This is a genomic window from Pseudomonas sp. FP1742, from assembly GCF_030687145.1.
GTDB lineage: Bacteria > Pseudomonadota > Gammaproteobacteria > Pseudomonadales > Pseudomonadaceae > Aquipseudomonas > Aquipseudomonas frederiksbergensis_D.
Genome location: NZ_CP117460.1, coordinates 531,041 through 551,232 on the forward strand (window position 1 = coordinate 531,041; position 20,192 = coordinate 551,232).

At 59.4% G+C, this 20,192-nt stretch carries 11 protein-coding genes; 6 read left to right on the forward strand and 5 right to left on the reverse strand.

From position 1 onward, the window contains the following. Nucleotides 1-223 precede the first annotated feature (223 nt). The 6 genes from PSH64_RS02355 to PSH64_RS02380 all read left to right on the forward strand — a co-directional run bounded on the left by PSH64_RS02355 (nt 224) and on the right by PSH64_RS02380 (nt 9,962). Nucleotides 224-2,236, forward strand: a complete 2,013-nt coding sequence (locus PSH64_RS02355; protein WP_305479813.1) for a type VI secretion system tip protein VgrG — start codon at nt 224-226, stop codon at nt 2,234-2,236. Next, entirely contained in the window at nt 2,226-2,963 is a 738-nt protein-coding gene (locus PSH64_RS02360) for a DUF4123 domain-containing protein (protein ID WP_105340542.1), read from the forward strand. The genes PSH64_RS02355 and PSH64_RS02360 overlap by 11 nt, the downstream gene beginning before the upstream one ends. After that, complete coding sequence (locus PSH64_RS02365; RefSeq protein WP_305479814.1) at nt 2,963-7,753, forward strand: RHS repeat-associated core domain-containing protein; 4,791 nt, start codon at nt 2,963-2,965, stop codon at nt 7,751-7,753. The genes PSH64_RS02360 and PSH64_RS02365 overlap by 1 nt, the downstream gene beginning before the upstream one ends. 11 nt (nt 7,754-7,764) lie before the next feature. Beyond that, entirely contained in the window at nt 7,765-8,181 is a 417-nt protein-coding gene (locus PSH64_RS02370; protein ID WP_305479815.1) for a hypothetical protein, read from the forward strand. A 362-nt stretch (nt 8,182-8,543) separates the two neighbouring features. Beyond that, complete coding sequence (locus tag PSH64_RS02375) at nt 8,544-8,867, forward strand: hypothetical protein (RefSeq protein WP_305479816.1); 324 nt, start codon at nt 8,544-8,546, stop codon at nt 8,865-8,867. A 255-nt stretch (nt 8,868-9,122) separates the two neighbouring features. Further along, complete coding sequence (locus tag PSH64_RS02380) at nt 9,123-9,962, forward strand: 23S rRNA (adenine(2030)-N(6))-methyltransferase RlmJ (protein ID WP_105340538.1); 840 nt, start codon at nt 9,123-9,125, stop codon at nt 9,960-9,962. Nucleotides 9,963-10,085: 123 nt separating this feature from the next. On the opposite strand, the gene msrA is transcribed toward PSH64_RS02380, so the two are convergent. The 5 genes from msrA to aceE form a co-directional block, all read right to left on the reverse strand. Then, complete coding sequence (gene msrA / locus PSH64_RS02385) at nt 10,086-10,733, reverse strand: peptide-methionine (S)-S-oxide reductase MsrA (protein WP_305479817.1); 648 nt, start codon at nt 10,731-10,733, stop codon at nt 10,086-10,088. Between the two features lie 188 nt (nt 10,734-10,921). Further along, nucleotides 10,922-13,615: a bifunctional diguanylate cyclase/phosphodiesterase gene (locus PSH64_RS02390; protein ID WP_305479818.1), complete on the reverse strand. Its 2,694-nt coding sequence runs from the start codon at nt 13,613-13,615 to the stop codon at nt 10,922-10,924. Between the two features lie 223 nt (nt 13,616-13,838). Further along, nucleotides 13,839-15,233: an alkaline phosphatase D family protein gene (locus PSH64_RS02395; protein WP_305479819.1), complete on the reverse strand. Its 1,395-nt coding sequence runs from the start codon at nt 15,231-15,233 to the stop codon at nt 13,839-13,841. A gap of 273 nt (nt 15,234-15,506) precedes the next feature. Continuing rightward, on the reverse strand, nt 15,507-17,465 hold the full coding sequence (gene aceF / locus PSH64_RS02400; RefSeq protein ID WP_305479820.1) for a dihydrolipoyllysine-residue acetyltransferase: 1,959 nt from the start codon (nt 17,463-17,465) through the stop codon (nt 15,507-15,509). Between the two features lie 11 nt (nt 17,466-17,476). Continuing rightward, nucleotides 17,477-20,122, reverse strand: coding sequence for a pyruvate dehydrogenase (acetyl-transferring), homodimeric type (gene aceE, locus PSH64_RS02405; protein WP_105340533.1), 2,646 nt, complete (start codon nt 20,120-20,122; stop codon nt 17,477-17,479). Between the last annotated feature and the right edge of the window lie 70 nt (nt 20,123-20,192).

The window sequence follows — 20,192 nt, forward strand, 5'->3', positions numbered from 1 at the left end:
TGACAGGCGGCGTTGATGTCGACTGACACACCGCATTCGCGAGCAAGCCCGCTCCCACATTGTTCGGCGGTGCTTCTGACAGGAATGTCTGTAGTTCTATATCTCAACTTGTGAAGGAAAAATCCCTAAAAAAGTAGGGAAAATCTGATTTCCTTGTCCCTCCATCAACACCCCTTGTCGCTCATGCAGAATCGCCCGCCTTCATTCTGCAGAGACACATCGGATGTTCGCGCCTGCCAATCAACCGCGTTTCACGTTGACCCTCGACGGCGTCCAGAATGAGCTCAAGGTGCTTGAGTTCACGGGCAAGGAAGCCATCAGCCAACCCTACCGTTTTGACCTGGAACTGGTCAGCGAACGGCCTGATCTAGAGCTCGAAAGCCTGCTGCATCGTCAGGCGTTTCTGAGTTTCGATACGCAAGGCTCCGGTATTCATGGTCAGGTTTTTCGCGTTGGCCAGAGCGATTCCGGGCACCGTCTGACGGGCTACCAGATCAGTCTCGTACCGCGCCTGACATATCTTGGGCGACGTATCAATCAGCGGATCTTCCAGCACAAAAGCGTGCCGACGATCGTTGCGCAAATCCTCAAGGACCACGGCATCCAGCGCGACGCCTTCGAGTTCCGGCTCGGCAGCGACTACCCCGATCGCGAGTACTGCGTGCAATACGCTGAAAGCGATCTGGCGTTCATCCAGCGACTGTGTGCCGAGGTCGGCATTCACTACCACTTCCAGCACAGCCCCGACGGGCACCTGCTGGTATTCGGCGATGATCAGACGGTTTTCCCACGTCTGCCCGAGCCGACGCTGTACCTGCCGGGCAGCGGGATGGCTGCGGATGCACCGGCCATCAAGCGTTTCAATGTACGGCTGGAAACCCGCACCACCGCAGTCACCCGCCGCGACTACGACTTCAAGAAGCCGCGCTTGCAACTCGAAAGCCGCCTCGACAGCGAACAGCGGCCAGTGCTGGAGGACTACCACTTTCCCGGCCACTTCACCGACCGTGAACACGGCAAACACCTGACTCAGCGAGCGCTGGAGCGGCACGGCGCGGATTACCGTCAGGCCGAAGGTCGCGGCGATGAATCCGCTTTGGTCAGCGGGCATTTCCTACACCTGGCCGAACACCCGCGTCAGGCGTGGAATGACTTGTGGTTGATCACCGAAATCGAACACCGCGGCCGTCAGCCGCAAGTGCTGGAAGAGTCGGCCACCAGCGACAGCCCGGATGATTTCCAGGGCTATCGCAATACCTTTCTGGCGACGCCGTGGGACGTTTCCTTTCGCCCGCCGCTGGGGCCGGAAAAACCACGGATGCTCGGCTATCAACCCGCCGTGGTCACCGGCCCGGCTGACAGCGAAATCCATTGCGACGAGTACGGCCGGGTTCAACTCGCCTGGGACCGTGACGGTCAGCTCAACGAACACTCCAGTTGCTGGCTGCGCGTCGCTTCCGGCTGGGCCCATGACCGTTATGGCAGCATGCTGATTCCCCGCGTCGGCATGGAAGTGTTGGTGGGGTTTATCGATGCCGATGCCGACAAGCCGCTGGTGATGGGGTGCCTGCCCAACGCCGCGACTCCAGTGCCCCTCGATCTGCCGGCGGACCAGACCCGCAGCATTTTCCGCAGCCAAAGCAGTCCCGGTGGCGGCGGTTACAACGAGTTGCGCATCGAGGATCGCAAGGGCGCCGAGGAAATCTACCTGCGCGCCCAGCGCAACTGGACTCAGCACGTCCTCAACGATCAACAGGTGCAGGTTGATAACCAGCGCAGCATCGTCGTCACCGGCACTGCCCGCCATGAGCTGAAGGCTGACGAAAAACGCATCACCCACGGCCAGCGCCAGACCGAAGTACGGTTGGACGATCACCTGGTGGTGGTCGGCGACCGGCACATTCGTGTGAGCAATCAAGCCCTCAATGCCAGTCAGCAATTCCACGTCAGCGCCGGCCAGCAAGTGGTCATCGACGGCGGCGCCAGCGCGACCATTCAGGCGGGCGGGCAGTGGATCAACATCGGCCCCGGCGGGATTTTCAGCAGCGTGCCGATTCAGGTCGGTGGTGCTCCGATGGCGGCCATGGCCTCTGCGCCGAGCTTGCCGGATGTGCCGTTGAAACTTGCAGCAGCCCCGGCGGCGCTGCTCAGTGCCGCGCAGATTCTCAGCCTGCAAAGCGATGCGCCGTTCTGCGAAGAATGCGAGCGCTGCAAGGGCGGTGTCTGTGCTGCCTGATGTTTTGTCGCCTCACGCCTGGCTGGAGCGCCAGCCACTGCAACCGTCGGAGCAACTGTTCGCGATTTTCAGCAGCGCCAGTGCCGCTGAACCGTTCAAAACCTGGCAACGCTCGATCACCGCACAAGCGCCGAGCCCGATCTGGGCCGGCACTGCCTATGCCGAGTGGGAAGCGGTGATGCCCTATGTCGGAATCGTCACCGCTGACAGTGAGTTTCTGGACTGGATCGCCGCCACTGAGTCCCGCGATTGGGGTTGGCTGGCGGTGTCTTGCGCCACTCAAGAAGCGCTGCTCGAGCATTTGCGCAGCCTTACACAAGTTCTGCTGCCCAACGGTAACGCGGTGTTTTTCCGCTATTGGGATGGGCGCTATTTGCTGCCGATTCTGCAGTCTGCCGAGGTCAATGCTGCGCAACTGATGCCGGTGATCGGGCGCTGCCTGATCAATGGCCAGCCGCTGGATATTGGTGGCAGCGCGCTGAAAACCGCCAGGGTTTTCCCCTGGTGGGAAGTTTCCGAGTCACTGCTCAAACACCTCGCCACGGAGTCTGCAACAACTCACATCAACAACTTGCTGAAGTGGTTGAGCGAGGACCGCCCTGATCTTTATGAGGCGTTCTCCGAAAGCGTGTTGCGGCACAAAGTCGCGAGTTTTCTTGAGACGCCCGACCTGCCTCAAGCGCCGAAATCAGCGTTGGTGGATTACCTGATGACGGAGCTGGACTGATGGATCAGATCGTACGGATCGAGCAGGAGCTCGACGGTTTCAAAGACACCTTGAGTTTGTATCGCCAACAGCTTGGCAACTTCTTGAGCCGGAATGCGGACAGGGTCAGCCGGGCGATGGACGTGCCTTCGCTGTTGGACATGGAACGGGTGATAAAACTCGGCACTACGACTACAGCGGTGAGTAGTCGTGACGATGATTTTCTGTCCGGTATCGCGCAGTGTCCGGACGGCGGGACTCTGCAGATCGAGAGCAAGTTCGAATCGGTTTATGACATCCCGTTGGGAAATATTTCGGTCGATGTGATTGCCGTTGATGGCGGTGAAAGCACACCGGTCTTGCTCGATGAAAACGGTAAAGGGCAGTTCGAAGGCACACCGGGAAAGTTCTATCGCGTTCATGTCCAGGGTGAAGTTGCGCCCTCGAAGATCAACGAACTTTTTGATTCCTACAAAGGCCTCTCCAGCGACTTGGAGGGCTGGTTACGCAGTGAGTGGGAAGGGTTCAAGCCGCTGTGGTCGCAATCGACTTTTGCGGCTGCCGGTAACGGCATGCTCGCGGGAAGTTGGGCGGCGGTCATGGGCGTTTGGGACAGCCTCAGCCTGCTCTCGGACATTCTTCAGGATCCCCGCAAGTTCGTTGAGCGTTTGGGCAGCGGCGCTGATGAGTTGGTCAGGCTCGCGGAAACAGCGCCGCAAGTCATGGCAAAAGTCCAACTGCTGGCCAGTGACGAAGCGGCGCTGTGTTTACTGTTGCGTACTGCCAGTCTCTGGCTGGAAATGCTGCCGCCCAGCGAGATCGCCGGCAACGCGGCAGAGGCGGCCAGCCAAGTCATCGTCTCGGTGCTGATCGATATTCTGATTGCTTCGGTACTGGCTTTCACAGGTGTCGGCATACCCGCCGCCAAAGCCTATTTAACGGCTCGCGGCCTCAAATACGGGATGGGGTTGGCCAGTCTCGCGATGCGCTTCGTCGAGGCCACTTTCAATATCCTCAGCACCTTCATGCAGTACGTCGACCAGTACAAAGCGGTCGCCGCACGCGGTGTTGCCGCGGGTCTGAAAAAAGGCCGGATGCAACTGCGCTGGGATGCCAAACGCAACACCACGCTGAAAAAAGACGAACACCACGACGACTCCCCGGATCAGGCGATAAACCCCAACGGCGACAGCGCCACGTGCGTGCCGTCTACCTGCAAAAACGGCTGCCCGGTGTCGATGGTCACCGGCGAAGAACTGCTGACCCTCACCGACGGCTCGCTGGACGGCATTCTGCCTTTTGACTTCACCCGCCTCTACCGCACCAGCGCCGCCGAGATCGATGTCGGCCTCGGTTTTGGCTGGAGTCATTCGCTCGCCCATCGGCTGGAAATCGACGGCGACCAGGTCATCTGGATCGACCACGAAAACCGCCGCACCACGTTCCCGCTGCCGAGCAGCGAACGCCCGGCGATCCACAACAGCCTATCGCGCGCGGCGATTTATCGCGGTGATGACCCCGAGGAACTGATCCTCGCCCAGGCCGGCGATGAAGCGCGGTTCTACCACTTTCACCACGGTCGACTGACGGCGATCAGCGACGCCTACGACAACCGCCTGCGCATCACCCGCGACCGCCAGGAACGCATCCAGCGCCTCGACAACGGTGCCGGTCGTGCCTTGCTGTTGCGTTACGACCGCGCCCACCTGATCGCTGTCGATTATCAGTGTTTCCGCCCGGCCCAGACCCTCGCCGAGGCGTGGCACACCGAACAAACCTTAGTCAGTTACCACTACGACGAACGCGATCAACTGATCGAAGCGAGCAACGCCGCCGGCGAAAGCGAGCGTTACGACTACGACGACCAGCACGTAATTTTGCAGCGGCAACTGGCCGGTGGCGCAAGTTTCTTCTGGGAGTGGGAACGGTCTGGCAAGGCGGCCAGATGTATTCGCCACTGGGCGTCGTTTGCGCAGATGGACACGCGCTATGTCTGGGATGACCAGGGCAGCGTCACGGTCCGGAACATCGACGGCGGTGAAGAGGTTTACGTCCACGATGATCGAGCGCGGTTGGTGCGTAAGGTCGAGCTGGATGGTGGCGAACACCTCAAGGCCTACGACGAGCAGGGCCGGTTGGTCGCCGAGCAGGATCCGCTCGGAGCCGTCACCGAATACCGCTACGACGAAGTCGGACGGTTGGTGGCGCTGATTCCACCGGACGACGAGCCAACGGCCTACGAGTATCGCAACGGTTTCCTGCATGCGCGCTATCGCGGCCAGGCGGTGTGGAAATACCAGCGCAATGCCCAGGGCGATGTCACCGAAGCCACCGATCCCGATGGCCAGGTCACCCATTACCACTACGACGACTACGGTCAGTTGCTGTCGATCCGCTACCCGGACACCAGTCGGCATGTGTTCGTCTGGAATGCCCTGGGGCAATTGCTCGAGGAAACACTGCCGGACGGTGGTCAGCGAGCGTTTTCCTACGATGCGCTGGGGCGGCAGACGACTCGTCAGGACGAACACGGTGCGCTCACTCAGTACCAATGGGACGCCGTTGGCCGACTGACCCAGACGACGTTGCCTACCGGTGCCACTCGCGCCTTCAGCTACAACGCCTACGGCAAGATCACCGCCGAACGCGACGAACTGGGCCGTGTCACCCGCTACGAATACGTCGACGATCTGCATCTGGTCAGCCGCCGGATCAACCCCGACGGCACCCAGCTCCAGTACCGCTACGACAACGCGCAGCTGCTGCTCACGGAAATCGAAAACGAATCCGGCGAACACTATCGGCTGGACTACACGCCCAACGGCCTGATCCGACAGGAAACCGGCTTCGACGGCCGCCGCACCGCCTACGTCTACGACCTCAACGGCCATCTGCTGGAGAAAACCGAATTCGGCGATGACGGCTCGCAGCTGGTTACGGGCTATCAACGAGATTCGGCCGGACGGTTGTTGGTCAAGACCTTGCCCGACGGGGTTAAGGTCGAATACCGCTACGACTCGCTGGGCCGACTGACCGGCGTCGACGATGGCCACGATCGCCCGCTGGAGTTCGAGTACGACCTGCAGGACCGCCTGATCACCGAGCACCAGGGCTGGGGCACCTTGCGCTATGGCTACGACGCCTGCGGCCAGCTCAACCGCCTGCGCCTGCCGGACGGCAGCAAACTCGATTACCACCACGCCAAGGGCGGCGCGCTCACGGCTATCGACCTTAACGGCGCACGCCTCACCAGCCACCAATTCGTCTTCGGCCGCGAACAGCAGCGCCAGCAAGGACAGCTGACCAGCCAGTACCACTACGACGAACAGGGCCGGTTGCAGGCCCACGCGATCAACCAATCAACCAAACCGCTGTACTTGCGCCACTACAGCTACGCCGTCAACGGCAACCTGGCGACCATCGCCGACAGCCGCCACGGCCAGCGCAGCTATTACTACGACGCACTCAACCGCCTGACCCGCGTGCGCCACACCCGCGACGACCCACCGGAAACCTTCGCCCACGACCCGGCCAGCAACCTGCTGATGCAGGACCGCCCCGGCGCCGCGAAGGTGCTCGGTAATCGCCTGCTCATGCAAGGCGACCGGCATTACGACTACGACGCCTTCGGCAACCTCATCCGTGAACGTCGCGGCAACGGGCAGAAACTCGTCACCGAGTACCGCTATGACTGCCAGCATCGGCTGATCGGCGTCACCACGCCGGACGGTCGTTGCTCAAGCTACCGCTACGATGCCTTCGGCCGCCGCATCAGCAAAACCGTCGACGGCAAAACCACCGAGTTCTTCTGGCAAGGCGACAACCTCGTCGCCGAAAGCAGCCGCGAGCACTACCGCAGCTACGTCTATGAGCCCGGCAGCTTCCGCCCGCTGGCCATGCTCGACGGCAAAGGCCCGCGTAAGGCTTGTCCCTTCTACTACCAGCTCGACCACCTGGGTACACCGCTGGAGCTGACCGATTTTGGTGGTGAGATCGTCTGGTCGGCGAAGTACAACGCCTACGGAAAAGTCACGCACCTGGCGTTCGGCGGGGGCGAGCAACTGGAACAACCGTTACGGTTTCAGGGCCAATACTTCGACGCCGAGAGCGGTCTGCACTACAACCGGCATCGATACTATGATCCAGAGGTTGGTCGGTATCTGACACCGGATCCGATCAAGTTGGCGGGTGGGCTGAACCAGTACCAGTACACGCCGAACCCGACGGGGTGGGTTGATCCGTTGGGGTTGAGCGGGAATTGCCCGCCGCCGAATAAGCCGGGGTGTGGGGCACCGGATGATACGACTGGCGTTGGGGTTGATGAGGGTGAGCCGCCGCTGCCCAAGCTGACAGGTGATCAGCGGAGGGCGCGGATTGATGAGTTGGCTGAAGCAAATGCTAAGAGGCGGGTCATAGAGTTTGAGAAAAAGTACGGCATGCACACCGTGGCAAAACATAATCCGGAAATACCTGGCAAAGCGCTAAAGCAGAGATCTATTGATGGCAGTCACCCAACAAAGAAAGGCAAAAAGGAGAAGATTAACCCCAGTTCCCAGTTTAAAAGCTGGTTGCTCCAGATGCATGCAATAAATGATGCTGTTTCTAGAATGAGTCGAAAGCCTCCAGCTCCCACGGGTTTTACTCAATCAGGGGATCCCGTTGTAAGGAGAGAAATGCCGGGTGGCGGTAGAGGGTATAAGCCTAATAAAAAGGATTTACAAAACCCGAAATATATAGATGAGTTAAATTATTCAGAGGTTAGGTTTCGTCAAGGTGGTGTAGTTAAACCCTATACTGCATTCCCAGATTAGGATAAGTGAAAATGTTAAAGTGGCCTATGTATGATCTTCCTTTCGAGCCGACACTGTTGTATTGGTTGGGAGGTATTTCTATTTTTGATCGTGAGGAAACCCTTGGCGAGGCTTTGTGGGTATATAATCCGAATGATAAGTCTGATAGAGAAAAAATTATTAAGTTGTTTGTGTTAAGTAATCTTGAGTATCTGCCGTATAGACACCGATTTTTGATGTTTAAAATCCTCGAAGATGCCTTGATGCAGGAAAGTTTTGACTTTTCTACTCAGTTTGAAAGCGACTACGACGCCAATACGTCTATGGCTTGGGATGAAACAGAGATAGACGATCCTCGTGGTTTTTTTGAAGATATATATAAGTTGGCAATCGAAGAATGGAAAGACGACCTACATAAGGCCCGCCTTGAAGACCAATCTACTTGGTGACAGAGAGGGGCATGAGGAGGCAGCGAAATTTCTGGGCAAGGTCGTCGGAAGTTTCCTTCAAGTCGTAGCGGTTTTCATGAACTGGTGCGGAGTGAACTCCATGGATAATCTTTGGCTGTCACTGCAAAACACAGTGACAGGGTGTAGGAACCCTTGGAGATTCACCGCGTGTCAGCGCTGTCGTTTGATTGCGGCACTTAATTCGTGTCCGTAAGATCGTTCATGGCGGCTGTGCGCGGGACACGCTTCGGCGTGGCTGAGTCTGGTGGATCCTCAGTTTCCTACTCTCGCGTACGGCTGCCACCCAAGCCCGTAGGAAAGGCCGTTGGTAGCTTGAATTTATCCACCAAGGTCTATCAAAAATGAAAACATTTACACCCGATCCACCCTACGAAAAACCAATCCCCCATCCCGCCAACCGCTTCATGGCCCTAACCGGCAACTGCACCGACATGCCGACCCTGTTCGTCGATACCCACGCGCCGCTGGATATCTTGACTGACACTGCCAGCTATCGAATTCGCGCCGTTACTCAGGTGCTGGAAAACATGTCCATGCGCGGCTCGGTTGAGTGCGAATCTTTCATTCTTAGTGATTTTGCCTTGCTCTGTGCCATTCCATTACGCGATGGGTGTGATGTGCTGGATGTGGTTGGGCGGCGGTTGCGGGCTCGGCCTTCGGAATAACGTCGAGTGGCTTTTGTGGCGAGGGAGCTTGCTCCCGTTCGGCTGCGCAGCAGTCGTAAACCGAATTCTGCGGTGTGTCTGGCTGAACCGTGGCGTAGGTTTTGGGGGCTGCTTTGCAGCCCAACGGGGGCAAGCCCCCTCGCCACAGGGTTTATGGATTGGCGCGGTATTGGGGTTGTACTTGCCCGCTCAGCCGCGAACCCCTGACGTTCTGCGCGGTACAGGGTAAACTTCCCGGCCTTCGCAGGAGCAGCCATGAATTATCGTCACGCCTTCCATGCCGGCAATCACGCCGATGTGTTCAAACACCTGACTTTGACCCGCCTCATTGCCCTGATGTCGCGCAAGGAGCAGCCGTTTGCCTATCTCGACACTCACGCCGGCATCGGTCTGTATGACCTGCAGGGCGATCAGGCCAGTCGTACCGGTGAGTACCTGGAAGGCATCGCGCGGTTGTGGGATCAGCCGGATTTGCCGGCGCTGACCGCCGATTACATGAAGGTGCTGCACGAGATGAACCCGGATGGCCAGTTGCGCTATTACCCGGGGTCGCCGGAGTTGGCGCGGCGTTTGACCCGGCCGCAGGATCGCGTGTTGTTGAACGAGAAGCACCCGGAAGACGGTCTGTTGCTCAAGGACAACATGAAGGGCGATCGTCGGGTGAAGGTTCACCTGGGCGAAGGCTGGCATGTGCCGCGTGCGTTGTTGCCGGTGCCGGAGAAGCGGGCGGTGATGTTGATTGATCCGCCGTTCGAACAGCTTGATGAGATGCAGCGTTGTGCTGCGTCGCTCAAAGAGGCGATCGGCCGGATGCGCCAGACGGTGGCGGCGATCTGGTATCCGGTGAAGGATCAGCGGGCGTTGCGGCGCTTCTATCAGGACTTGGCTGGTTCGGGCGCGCCGAAGTTGTTGCGGGTGGAGTTGTTGGTGCATCCGCTGGATACGCCGAACAGCCTGAACGGCTCGGGGTTGGCGATTGCCAATCCGCCGTGGGGGCTGGAGGAAGAATTGCGTGAGTTGCTGCCGTGGTTGTCCAAGAAGTTGGGGCAGACCCAGGGTGGGTGGCAGATGGATTGGTTGATCGCCGAGAGCTGATCAGTTGCATTTGTGGCGTCTAGTCGGACGCCTTCGCGGGCAAGCCCGCTCCCACAGGTTATGTGATCGACATAAATCCCTGTGGGAGCGGGCTTGCCCGCGATGCTTTTCAGGGCCCGAAAATCAGATCGGGCACGTCACGCCTGTACCGCCAATCCCGCAATACCCTTCAGGATTCTTGGCCAGGTATTGCTGGTGATAGGCCTCGGCGAAGTAGAACGTCGGTGCCTCTTCGATTTCGGTGGTGATTTCGCCTTTTCCAGCCTTGGTCAGTTCGGCCTGGAACACCTCTTTACTGTGCTTGGCTGCAGCCAGTTGAGCCGGGTTGGTGGCATAGATTACCGAGCGGTACTGGGTGCCGATGTCATTACCCTGGCGCATGCCCTGGGTCGGGTTGTGCAATTCCCAGAACATCTTCAGCAGTGCTTCGTAGCTGACTTTTGCCGGCTCGTAGACCACCAATACCACTTCGCTGTGGCCGGTAAGGCCCGAGCAGACTTCTTCATAGGTTGGGTTCGGCGTAAAGCCTCCGGCGTAACCCACCGCCGTACTGACCACGCCTTCACGCTGCCAGAATTTGCGCTCCGCGCCCCAGAAGCAGCCCAGGCCGAAGATCGCAAAATCCACGTCCATCGCGAATGGGCCCAGCAGCGGGGCGTCGTGGACGAAGTGTTTTTCCGGCACGGTCATCGGGGTTTCACGGCCAGGCAGAGCTTGTTCTTTAGTCGGGAGCACGTTTTTGTTCACCAGAATTTCCGAGCGCAGAACCATGATCAGTCCTCTCAGTCAGGTTGGAATATAAGTAGACAGACTACAAGTGTGCCTAATGCCGACCAGTTAAGCACTATCCCTGTGGGAGTGGGCTTGCTCGCGAACGCGGTACATCTCACAACATTGACGCCGACTGTCACGCCGCCTTCGCGAGCAAGACCGCTCCCACAGGTTTTGCGACACTGCCGTCAGACGAGTGGGCCGCGCGGATAACGTTTGAGCTTTTCGATCAGCTCCGAACCCGGGATCGGACGGTCGAACAGGTAGCCCTGGCCGACGTCGCAGCGGTGGCGGCGCAGGAAAGCCAGTTGCTCGGCAGTCTCGATGCCTTCAGCCACGACCTTGAGTTTCAGGTTGTGGGCCATGGCGATCACGGCGGAGGTGATTTCCATGTCGTCCTGGTTGTCCGGGATTTCGTGGATGAAGCTGCGATCGATCTTGATGATGTCGATCGGGAATTTTTTCAAGTAACTGAGCGACGAGTAACCGGTGCCGAAGTCGTCCATCGCCAGGGTCAGGCCCAGACGCTTGAGCTGATCGAGCTGCAAGTGCGTGTCTTCGGTGGCTTCCAGCAGCAGGCCTTCGGTCAGTTCCAGCTCCAGCAGGTTTGCCGGCAGCGCTTCTTCCTTGAGGATGTTGGCGATGGACGCCACCAGGTCCGGGTCGGAGAACTGCTTGGGCGACAGGTTGATTGCCACTTGCAGGTTGCCGAGGCCGGCGGCGGTCAAATCCTTGCTCATGCGGCAGGCCTGGCGGGCGATCCATTTGCCGATCGGGATGATCAGCCCGGTTTCTTCGGCCACGCTGATGAACTGGTCCGGGCGGATCATGCCCTTTTCCGGATGGTTCCAGCGCAACAGCGCTTCCATGCCCAGCAAGCGACCGCTGCGCAGGCACAGCTTGGGCTGGTAGAACACGTCCAGTTCGTTCTGGGTCAGGGCGCGGCGCAGGTTGTTTTCGACGAACAGTTTGTAGCTGGCCTCGGCATTCAGTGCTTCGGTGAACACTTGCACCTGGTGTTTACCGTTGGCCTTGGCCTTGTGCAGCGCCAGGCCGGCGTTACGCATCAGCGTTTGCGGGTCGCGACCGTGCAGCGGCGCGCAGGCCAGGCCCACGGAGCCGGTGACGCTGATCAACTGGTTGTCGACGAACATCGGTTTGTCGAGGGTTGCCAGCAATTGGTTGGCAACCTGCTGGCCTGCCGAGAGGTCAGTGTCGTCCAGCAGCACCGCGAATTCGTTACTGGCAAAGCGCGCCAGACTGCCGCTCGAACTCAGGCTGTTGCGCAGGCGCCGGGCCAGGCTGATCAGCAGTTTGTCGCCGGTCTGGTGGCCGAGGCTGTCGTTGATCCGCTTGAAGTTGTCGATGTCCACCAGCAGCAGGCTGATTGGCGTATCGCTGTCTCGGGCGAAGCGTTCGTCGAGGTTGCGGATGAACGCCGGACGGTTGCCGAGGTTGGTCAGGTTATCGGTGTAAGCCAGGCGCTCGATGCGTTGCTGGGCGAGCTTGGTCTGGGTGATGTCTTCGTAGATGCCGATGTAGTGGGTCAGCTCACGGTTGTCGCCGTACACCTTGGAAATCGACAACTGGCCCCAGTAGGGTTCGAGGTTTTTACGCCGGCTCTTGAACTCGCCCTGCCAGCTGTTGCTCTTGGCCAGCGCCGACGGGGCATCGAACAGCAGTTCGCTGAGATTTTCCAGCGCCGGCAGTTCCGACAGCCGCTGGCCGTGGACTTCCTCGGTGGTGTACTGGGTGATCGCGGTGAAGCTTGGGTTGACGTACTCCACCACGCCGTCGCAATTGACCAGCAGAAAGGCGTTGGCGCTTTGCTCCACTGCACGCTGGAACAGGTGCAGGGCGCTGGTGGCGGTGCGGCGGTTGTGGTTGTTGATGACTTGGGCAAACTGGTCCGCCAGTTCGCCGGCGAAGGCGATTTCGTCCGACTGCCAGGCGCGGGTCGCCCCGATCTGTTCCAGGCAGAGCACGCCGACCACCTGGCCATCGACGCGGATGCTGGCGTCGAGCATGGCGTTGACGTCGCGCGGGCGCAGGTGCTCGGCGATTTCCCGGGTGCGCGGGTCGCGCATGGCGTTGTGGGCGTCGATGGCGCGGCCGGTGTGCAAGGCCTCGAGGTAATCGGGAAAACCACTGGCGTCGATCGGCTCCGGCAGCTGGTGATTCCGGGTGGCGCGGTGATAGGCCGAGATCGGTGTCAGTAGCGAGCCGTCGAGGTTCCACAGGCTGGCGCAGTCGATTTCATAGATATCGCAGGCGCTGCGGGTGATCAGTTCGGCGGCTTCTTGCAGGGAATTGTTGGTGCTGTAGCGCTGGCGGGTCAGCAGCAGGATCAGGTCTTGCTGGGCGCGCACCCGGTCCAGATGCTGCAGTTGTTCCTGCTGGGCACGTTGATTGAGTTCCAGGGCGATTTGCAGGCGTGAGTTCTGGGTTTCCAGATCCAGCGCCGGCAGCAACGGTTCGCCGTCGAACAGGCCGTCGACCACCATCAGGTAGCCGCGCAGCAAGTGTCGATTGTGTTGTTTGTAGGCTTCGCCCAATTCCAGCAGGCTCAGAACGCCGGCGGCGGTGTGCAAGGTGTAGCGGACCAGGTAATGCGGGTTTTCGGTGAGCTGTTGCTGGATTGTGTCGTGCAGTTGATAGCGCGCCTCGGGCTCCATCAGGCTGGCGTAGGGTGAGCCGACCAGAGCACAGAGCTCTACCGCCGGCAGGCCGAACTGCCGTTCACAATTGGGATCGAGAAACAGCAGCGCCCAGCTCGGTTCATTCAGCCGTTCGAAACGCAGCATGCCGAGCCGCGAGGGCACAGGCAACTGCGTCACTACCTCGGCCACCATACGGCTGGCGGCATCGGGTTGGCTTTTCATTGAGGGAAACTCGCTTCGAATATGCTGATCGCGCCGGGCTCTCGCCCTCTTTACTGTTGCCTGCGGCAAGGTTGCATCATTGCGACACCGACTGACAAGAGACATGAAGGCCAAGTGCTATAAGAATATGTCGGCAGGCGCGAAGATTTCTCCAGCGAGGCGCCTGAAAGTAATGTTGTGAGTCAAAAGATCGCAGCCCGAAGATTGCGATCTTTTCCAAGGGTCAACGTAATTTGATGCTGATCGACTGCAATGGCTTGCCGTCCCGATCGTGATAATTGACGCGAACCTGCTCGGCCTCGACGATCAGATGCGCGAAGTTGTCCTGGCTGATTACCCCGCTGGTCAGTTCATGCCGATAGTCCCCCGCCGCTGTTCGGGCCAGGGCTTGATCGAGGATAAAGGTCGAGGCCTTGGCGTACGGCAGCAATTTGCTGTTGCACAACGGTGAAGACACGATGGTGTGGACTTCGAAATCCGGGTCCTCGCTGTGGGTCAGGCGACTGGTGAGGGAGCCATGGACATCGCCGGAAATGAACAAGACGTTCTTGATCCCGCGTGTACGAATGGTCTCCAGCAGTCGTAGCCGTTGCTCCGGGAAGGCTTTCCAGGCGTCATCGCCGTTAAGTTTGCGGTCGGGGTAGAACATGACGCTGGTGACCACGAATTTGACCCGGGCCGTGCTGTTGATCAGCCATTTGCACAGCGCCTGTTCCTGCTCTTCATCAAGGATGCGCCGGTCGCTGGCCGACAGATTGCGCCGGGTTCGGCTGTCAGTGACAAACCATTCGATATCGCCCTCGGAGAACTGATACCAATACTGGTCCAGTCTTTTACTTACTTGCCCATTGGCCAGTAGTTTATGCGCGGGGCTGTGACTGGCTTGATATAACTCATACGCTGCAATGGCATTTTTATATAAGTGATTATCGTCCTTGCTTTTATTGGCGGGCCAGTTGTCTTCAATTTCATGGTCGTCGAGGATCATATAAGTCGCAATGCCCGACATTAACCTGGAAATATGAGGCTGCGAAAAGGCTGTGCGGTACTTTTTGAGGATGTCCGTGTATTCCCGGTCGGGGGCCACGAGGTTCAGGTCATCGACGTAAATCTGGTCGCCAGTCATCAGCATGGCGCTGATGGGCGGTTCGGCGCGTTCCGCCAGGTCGTTGATCGAGGCAAAAATCCGGTCGCCCCGCTGCGGCGCCAATGCAATGCCGGCGGTCAATCGCAGGTAACGGCATGAGCCGACGACATAGGCCCGTGGCTGGGTGGTTTTGCTGGACTGCGTGCGAAAGCGGTAAATCTCCCGGGGCCATTGCAGCGGCAGTTCCTGAACCGTCTCCACGGTATGCACCGGGTTCATGGGGCTGAACCAGCCTGCCTGGTATTCATAGTCGGTGTCGGTGGCCAGATCGTTGAGTGCAATCACATCGGACATGTCGCGCAAGACGGTCAGTTTTGCAAATATGCCTTTGGACCAGTATTGCTCACCGGTGCGTCGATAACGGATGCCTGCAAATACCAAGGCATCGTCCTGTATTTCGCCGCGCAAGAAAATACGGGCGTGGTTAGTTGTGGTGTGGCCAATAATCGGGCCGATAGTGGGTTTGAACATGTTCGAATCCGTTCGAAGTAATGCTAACTAAGCAGATTGATTGGTTGAAGTTTATGTTGAAAGTTTCCGCAACTAAGCCTAGTTACTGAGTCGCAAAAAATATCGGGCGGAAGTGGACTTGGGTTGTAGGCAATGTAAGCCTCGGGTGTAGGAGTAAGCGGTTTCTTCAAGGCAAAAAAAAGCCCCGCCAAATCGACGGGGTTGAGGTACGAGCGTGGCGCTCGGAAAACGTGGAACGCGATTGGCCCTCCGGTCAGGGAGGGCCAGTCGGTGTTACAGCAGGATGGTGCGGATGTCCGCCAGCAGATCGCTCAGACGCTTGGTGAAGCGTGCAGCAGCGGCGCCGTTGATCACACGGTGATCGTAGGACAGTGACAGTGGCAGCATCAGTTTCGGCTGGAAGGCTTTGCCGTCCCAGACTGGCTGGATGGTTGCCTTGGAAACACCGAGGATCGCCACTTCCGGCGCGTTGACGATCGGCGTGAAGCCGGTGCCGCCAATGTGGCCGAGGCTGGAAATGGTGAAGCAGGCGCCTTGCATTTCGTCCGACGAAAGCTTCTTGGTCCGGGCTTTTTCAGCCAGGGAAGCAGCCTCGGCGGCCAGCTGCAGAAGGCTCTTCTGGTCGACGTTCTTGATGACCGGTACCAGCAGGCCATCCGGGGTGTCGACGGCGAAGCCGATGTTTACGTATTTCTTGCGGATGATCGCTTTGCCGCTTGGAGCCAGCGAGCTGTTGAAGTCCGGCAGTTCCTTGAGCAGGTGTGCGCAGGACTTGAGCAGCAGCGGCAGGATGGTCAGCTTGACGCCGGCCTTCTCTGCAACGGCTTTCTGGGCGTTACGGAACGCTTCCAGCTCGGTGATATCCGCCGAGTCGAATTGCGTCACGTGTGGCACGTTCAGCCAGCTGCGGTGCAGGTTGGCGGCGCCGACCTGCATCAGGCGGGTCATCGGCACTTCTTCGATTTCGCCGAAGCGGCTGAAGTCCACGACCGGAATCGGCGGGATGCCCGCGCCGCCGGTTGCGCCAGCCGCAGCGGCCGGAGCTTCCTTGGCCTTCTGCATCATGGCCTTGACGTAAACCTGAACGTCTTCCTTCAGGATGCGACCGTGTGGACCGCTGGCGCCGACAGCGCTCAGCTCGACGCCGAACTCGCGGGCCAGTTGACGCACGGCAGGGCCGGCATGAACTTTCGCACCAGGCTTGGCAGGAGCAGCAGCCGGGGCAGCAGCGGGAGCGGCGGCAGCCGGAGCAGCAGCGGCAGGCGCTGGAGCACTCGGCGCAGCAGCGGCAGCCGGAGCCGGGGCTGCAGCAGGTGCCGCGCCTTTGACTTTCAGCTTCAGGATCAGGTCGCCGGTACCGACTTCGTCATCCAGCTTGATGGAAACGCTTTCCACCACGCCAGCGGCAGGCGATGGGATTTCCATGCTCGCCTTGTCGGATTCCAGGGTGATCAGCGACTGATCGGCGGCAACAGTGTCGCCAGCCTTGACCAGTACTTCGATGATCTTGGCCTTGCCCGCCGAACCGATGTCCGGGACGTGAATGTCCTGAACGCTGTCGGCAACCGGTGCTGCCGGAGCCGCGGCGGCTGGCGCCGGAGCAGCGGCAGCAGGCGCAGCAGCCTGGGCAGGAGCGGCAGCAGCAGGGGCCGCAGCACCCGCCACTTCCAGATCCAGAATCAGGTCGCCCGTGCCGACTTCGTCGTTGAGCTTGACGCTGATGGCCTTGACCACGCCAGCGGCGGGCGAAGGGATTTCCATGCTGGCCTTGTCGGATTCCAGGGTGATCAGCGACTGATCAGCCTCGACGGTGTCGCCGACCTTGACCTGGATCTCGATGATCTGGGCCTTGCCCGACGAACCGATGTCCGGCACGTGCACTTGCTGAATGCTGGCAGCCGCCGGCGCGGCAGCAGGCGCCGCCGGCGCAGGTGCGGCAGCCGGTTTGGCTTCGGCTTTGGCAGCTGGCGCAGCAGCCGCAGGGGCTGGCGCAGCGGCACCTTCGACTTCCAGCTCCAGCAGTTCGTCGCCTTCTTTCAGGCGATCGCCCAGCTTCACTTTCAGACTTTTGATGATGCCGGCCTTCGGCGCAGGCACTTCCATGCTCGCCTTGTCCGATTCCAGCGTCAGGATGCTCTGGTCGGCTTCGATACGGTCGCCGACCTTCACAAACAGTTCAATTACTTCACCTTCACCGCTGCCGATGTCAGGTACGCGAATGAGTTCGCTCACAGAGTGTCTCCTCAGCAGTCCAGTGGGTTGCGTTTTTCCGGGTTGATACCGAACTTGGCGATGGCTTCAGCCACCACTTTAGGTTCGATGTCACCACGGTCAGCCAAGGCTTCCAGGGCTGCCAACACCACGAAATGACGGTCGACTTCGAAGAAGTGACGCAGCTTCCTGCGGCTGTCACTGCGGCCGAAACCATCGGTGCCCAGGACTTTGAATTCCTTGGACGGGACCCACTGACGAATTTGTTCAGCGAACAGCTTCATGTAGTCGGTAGAGGCGATGACCGGACCTTTACGGCCGTTCAGGCATTCTTCGACATAGCTCAGCTTAGGCTTCTGGCCAGGGTGCAGACGGTTGGTACGCTCAACGGCCAGGCCATCGCGACGCAGTTCGTTGAAGCTGGTAACGCTCCACACGTCGGCGCCGACGTTGAACTGTTCACGCAGGATCTTCGCCGCTTCACGGACTTCACGCAGGATGGTGCCGGAGCCCATCAGCTGCACGTGGTGCGCCGCTTCGCGGGTGTCTTCCTCGAGCAGGTACATGCCTTTCTTGATGCCTTCTTCGGCACCGGCCGGCATGGCTGGCTGCTGGTAGGACTCGTTCATCACGGTGATGTAGTAGAAGACGTCCTGTTGCTCTTCGGTCATCTTCTTCATGCCGTCCTGAATGATCACCGCCAGCTCGTAGCCGTAGGTTGGATCGTAGGTGCGGCAGTTCGGGATGGTGGCAGCCAGGATGTGGCTGTGACCGTCTTCGTGTTGCAGGCCTTCACCGTTCAGGGTGGTACGGCCGGCGGTGCCGCCGATCAGGAAGCCACGGGTACGGCTGTCACCGGCGGCCCAGGCCAGGTCGCCAATACGCTGGAAGCCGAACATCGAGTAGAAGATGTAGAACGGCAGCATCGGCTGGTTGTGGCTGGAGTACGAAGTACCGGCCGCGATGAAGGAGCTCATGGCGCCTGCTTCGTTGATGCCTTCTTCGAGGATCTGGCCCTTTTTGTCTTCTTTGTAGAACATCACCTGGTCTTTATCGACCGGCTCGTAGAGCTGGCCGACGGAGGAGTAGATGCCCAACTGACGGAACATGCCTTCCATACCGAAGGTACGGGCTTCGTCCGGGATGATCGGAACGATGCGTGGGCCGATTTCCTTGTCCTTGACCAGTTGCGCGAGGATCCGCACGAACGCCATGGTGGTGGAAATTTCACGGTCGCCCGAGCCATCAAGAATGGCCTTGAGGGTGTCCAGCGACGGGGTCGGTACGCTGAAGCTCTGTGCGCGACGCTGTGGCACGAAACCGCCCAGTGCAGTACGGCGCTCGCTCAGGTAGCGGGCTTCGGCGCTGTTTGGCTCTGGTTTGAAGAACGGCAGGTTTTCCAGTTCTTCGTCTTTGACCGGGATGTCGAAGCGATCGCGGAACAACTTCAGGCTGTCGACATCGACTTTCTTGGTGTTGTGCGCAGTGTTTTTCGCTTCGCCGGCACCGGTGCCATAACCCTTGATGGTCTTGGCCAGGATGACGGTTGGCTGTTCTTTGTGGTTGACCGCTTCGTGGTACGCCGCGTAGACCTTGTACGGGTCGTGGCCGCCACGGTTGAGTTTCCAGATCTCGTCGTCGGACAAGTCTGCAACCATCGCCTTGAGTTCTGGCGAGTTGAAGAAGTGTTCACGCACGAACGCGCCGTCTTTGGCTTTGTAGTTCTGGTACTCGCCGTCGATGACTTCGTCCATGCGGCGTTGCAGGATGCCGTCGACGTCTTTGGCCAGCAGTGGGTCCCAGAAACGGCCCCAGATGACTTTGGTCACGTTCCACTGAGCACCGCGGAACACGCCTTCGAGTTCCTGGATGATCTTGCCGTTGCCGCGAACCGGGCCGTCGAGGCGCTGCAGGTTGCAGTTGATGACGAAGATCAGGTTGTCGAGCTTCTCGCGGCCGGCCAGCGAAATGGCGCCCAGGGATTCCGGTTCGTCGCACTCGCCGTCGCCCAGGAAGCACCAGACTTTCTGCTTGCCTTCCGGGATGAAGCCACGGGCTTCCAGGTACTTCATGAAGCGTGCCTGGTAGATCGCCTGGATCGGACCCAGACCCATGGATACGGTCGGGAACTGCCAGAAGTCAGGCATCAGCCAAGGGTGCGGGTAGGACGACAAGCCCTGACCGTCGACTTCCTGGCGGAAGTTGTTCATTTGTTCTTCGGTGATGCGGCCTTCCATGAACGCACGGGCGTAAACGCCTGGCGAGGTGTGACCCTGGAAGTAGATCAGGTCGCCGCCGTGTTCGTCGGTCGGGGCCTGGAAGAAATAGTTGAAGCCGATGTCGTACAGGGTTGCGCTGGAGGCGAAGCTGGAGATGTGACCGCCCAGGTCAGAATCTTTCAGGTTCGTGCGCATCACCATGGCCATCGCGTTCCAGCGTACCAGCGAGCGAATGCGGCGTTCCATGAACAGGTCGCCAGGCATGCGTGCTTCGTGGGTAACGGGAATGGTATTGCGGTATGGCGTGGTGATGGCGTAAGGCAATTGCGAACCGCTGCGGGTTGCGAGTTCGCCCATACGGGTCATCAGATAGTGAGCACGGTCTTCGCCTTCTTTGTCGAGAACCGATTCCAGGGCGTCCAGCCATTCCTGGGTTTCGACGGGATCGAGGTCTTGCATGGCTTGCTCCAGGGCGGAAAGGCTTCCAGAATCGGTTGCCTGAGTTTGCGACTGGCCTTGTGGGCAGACG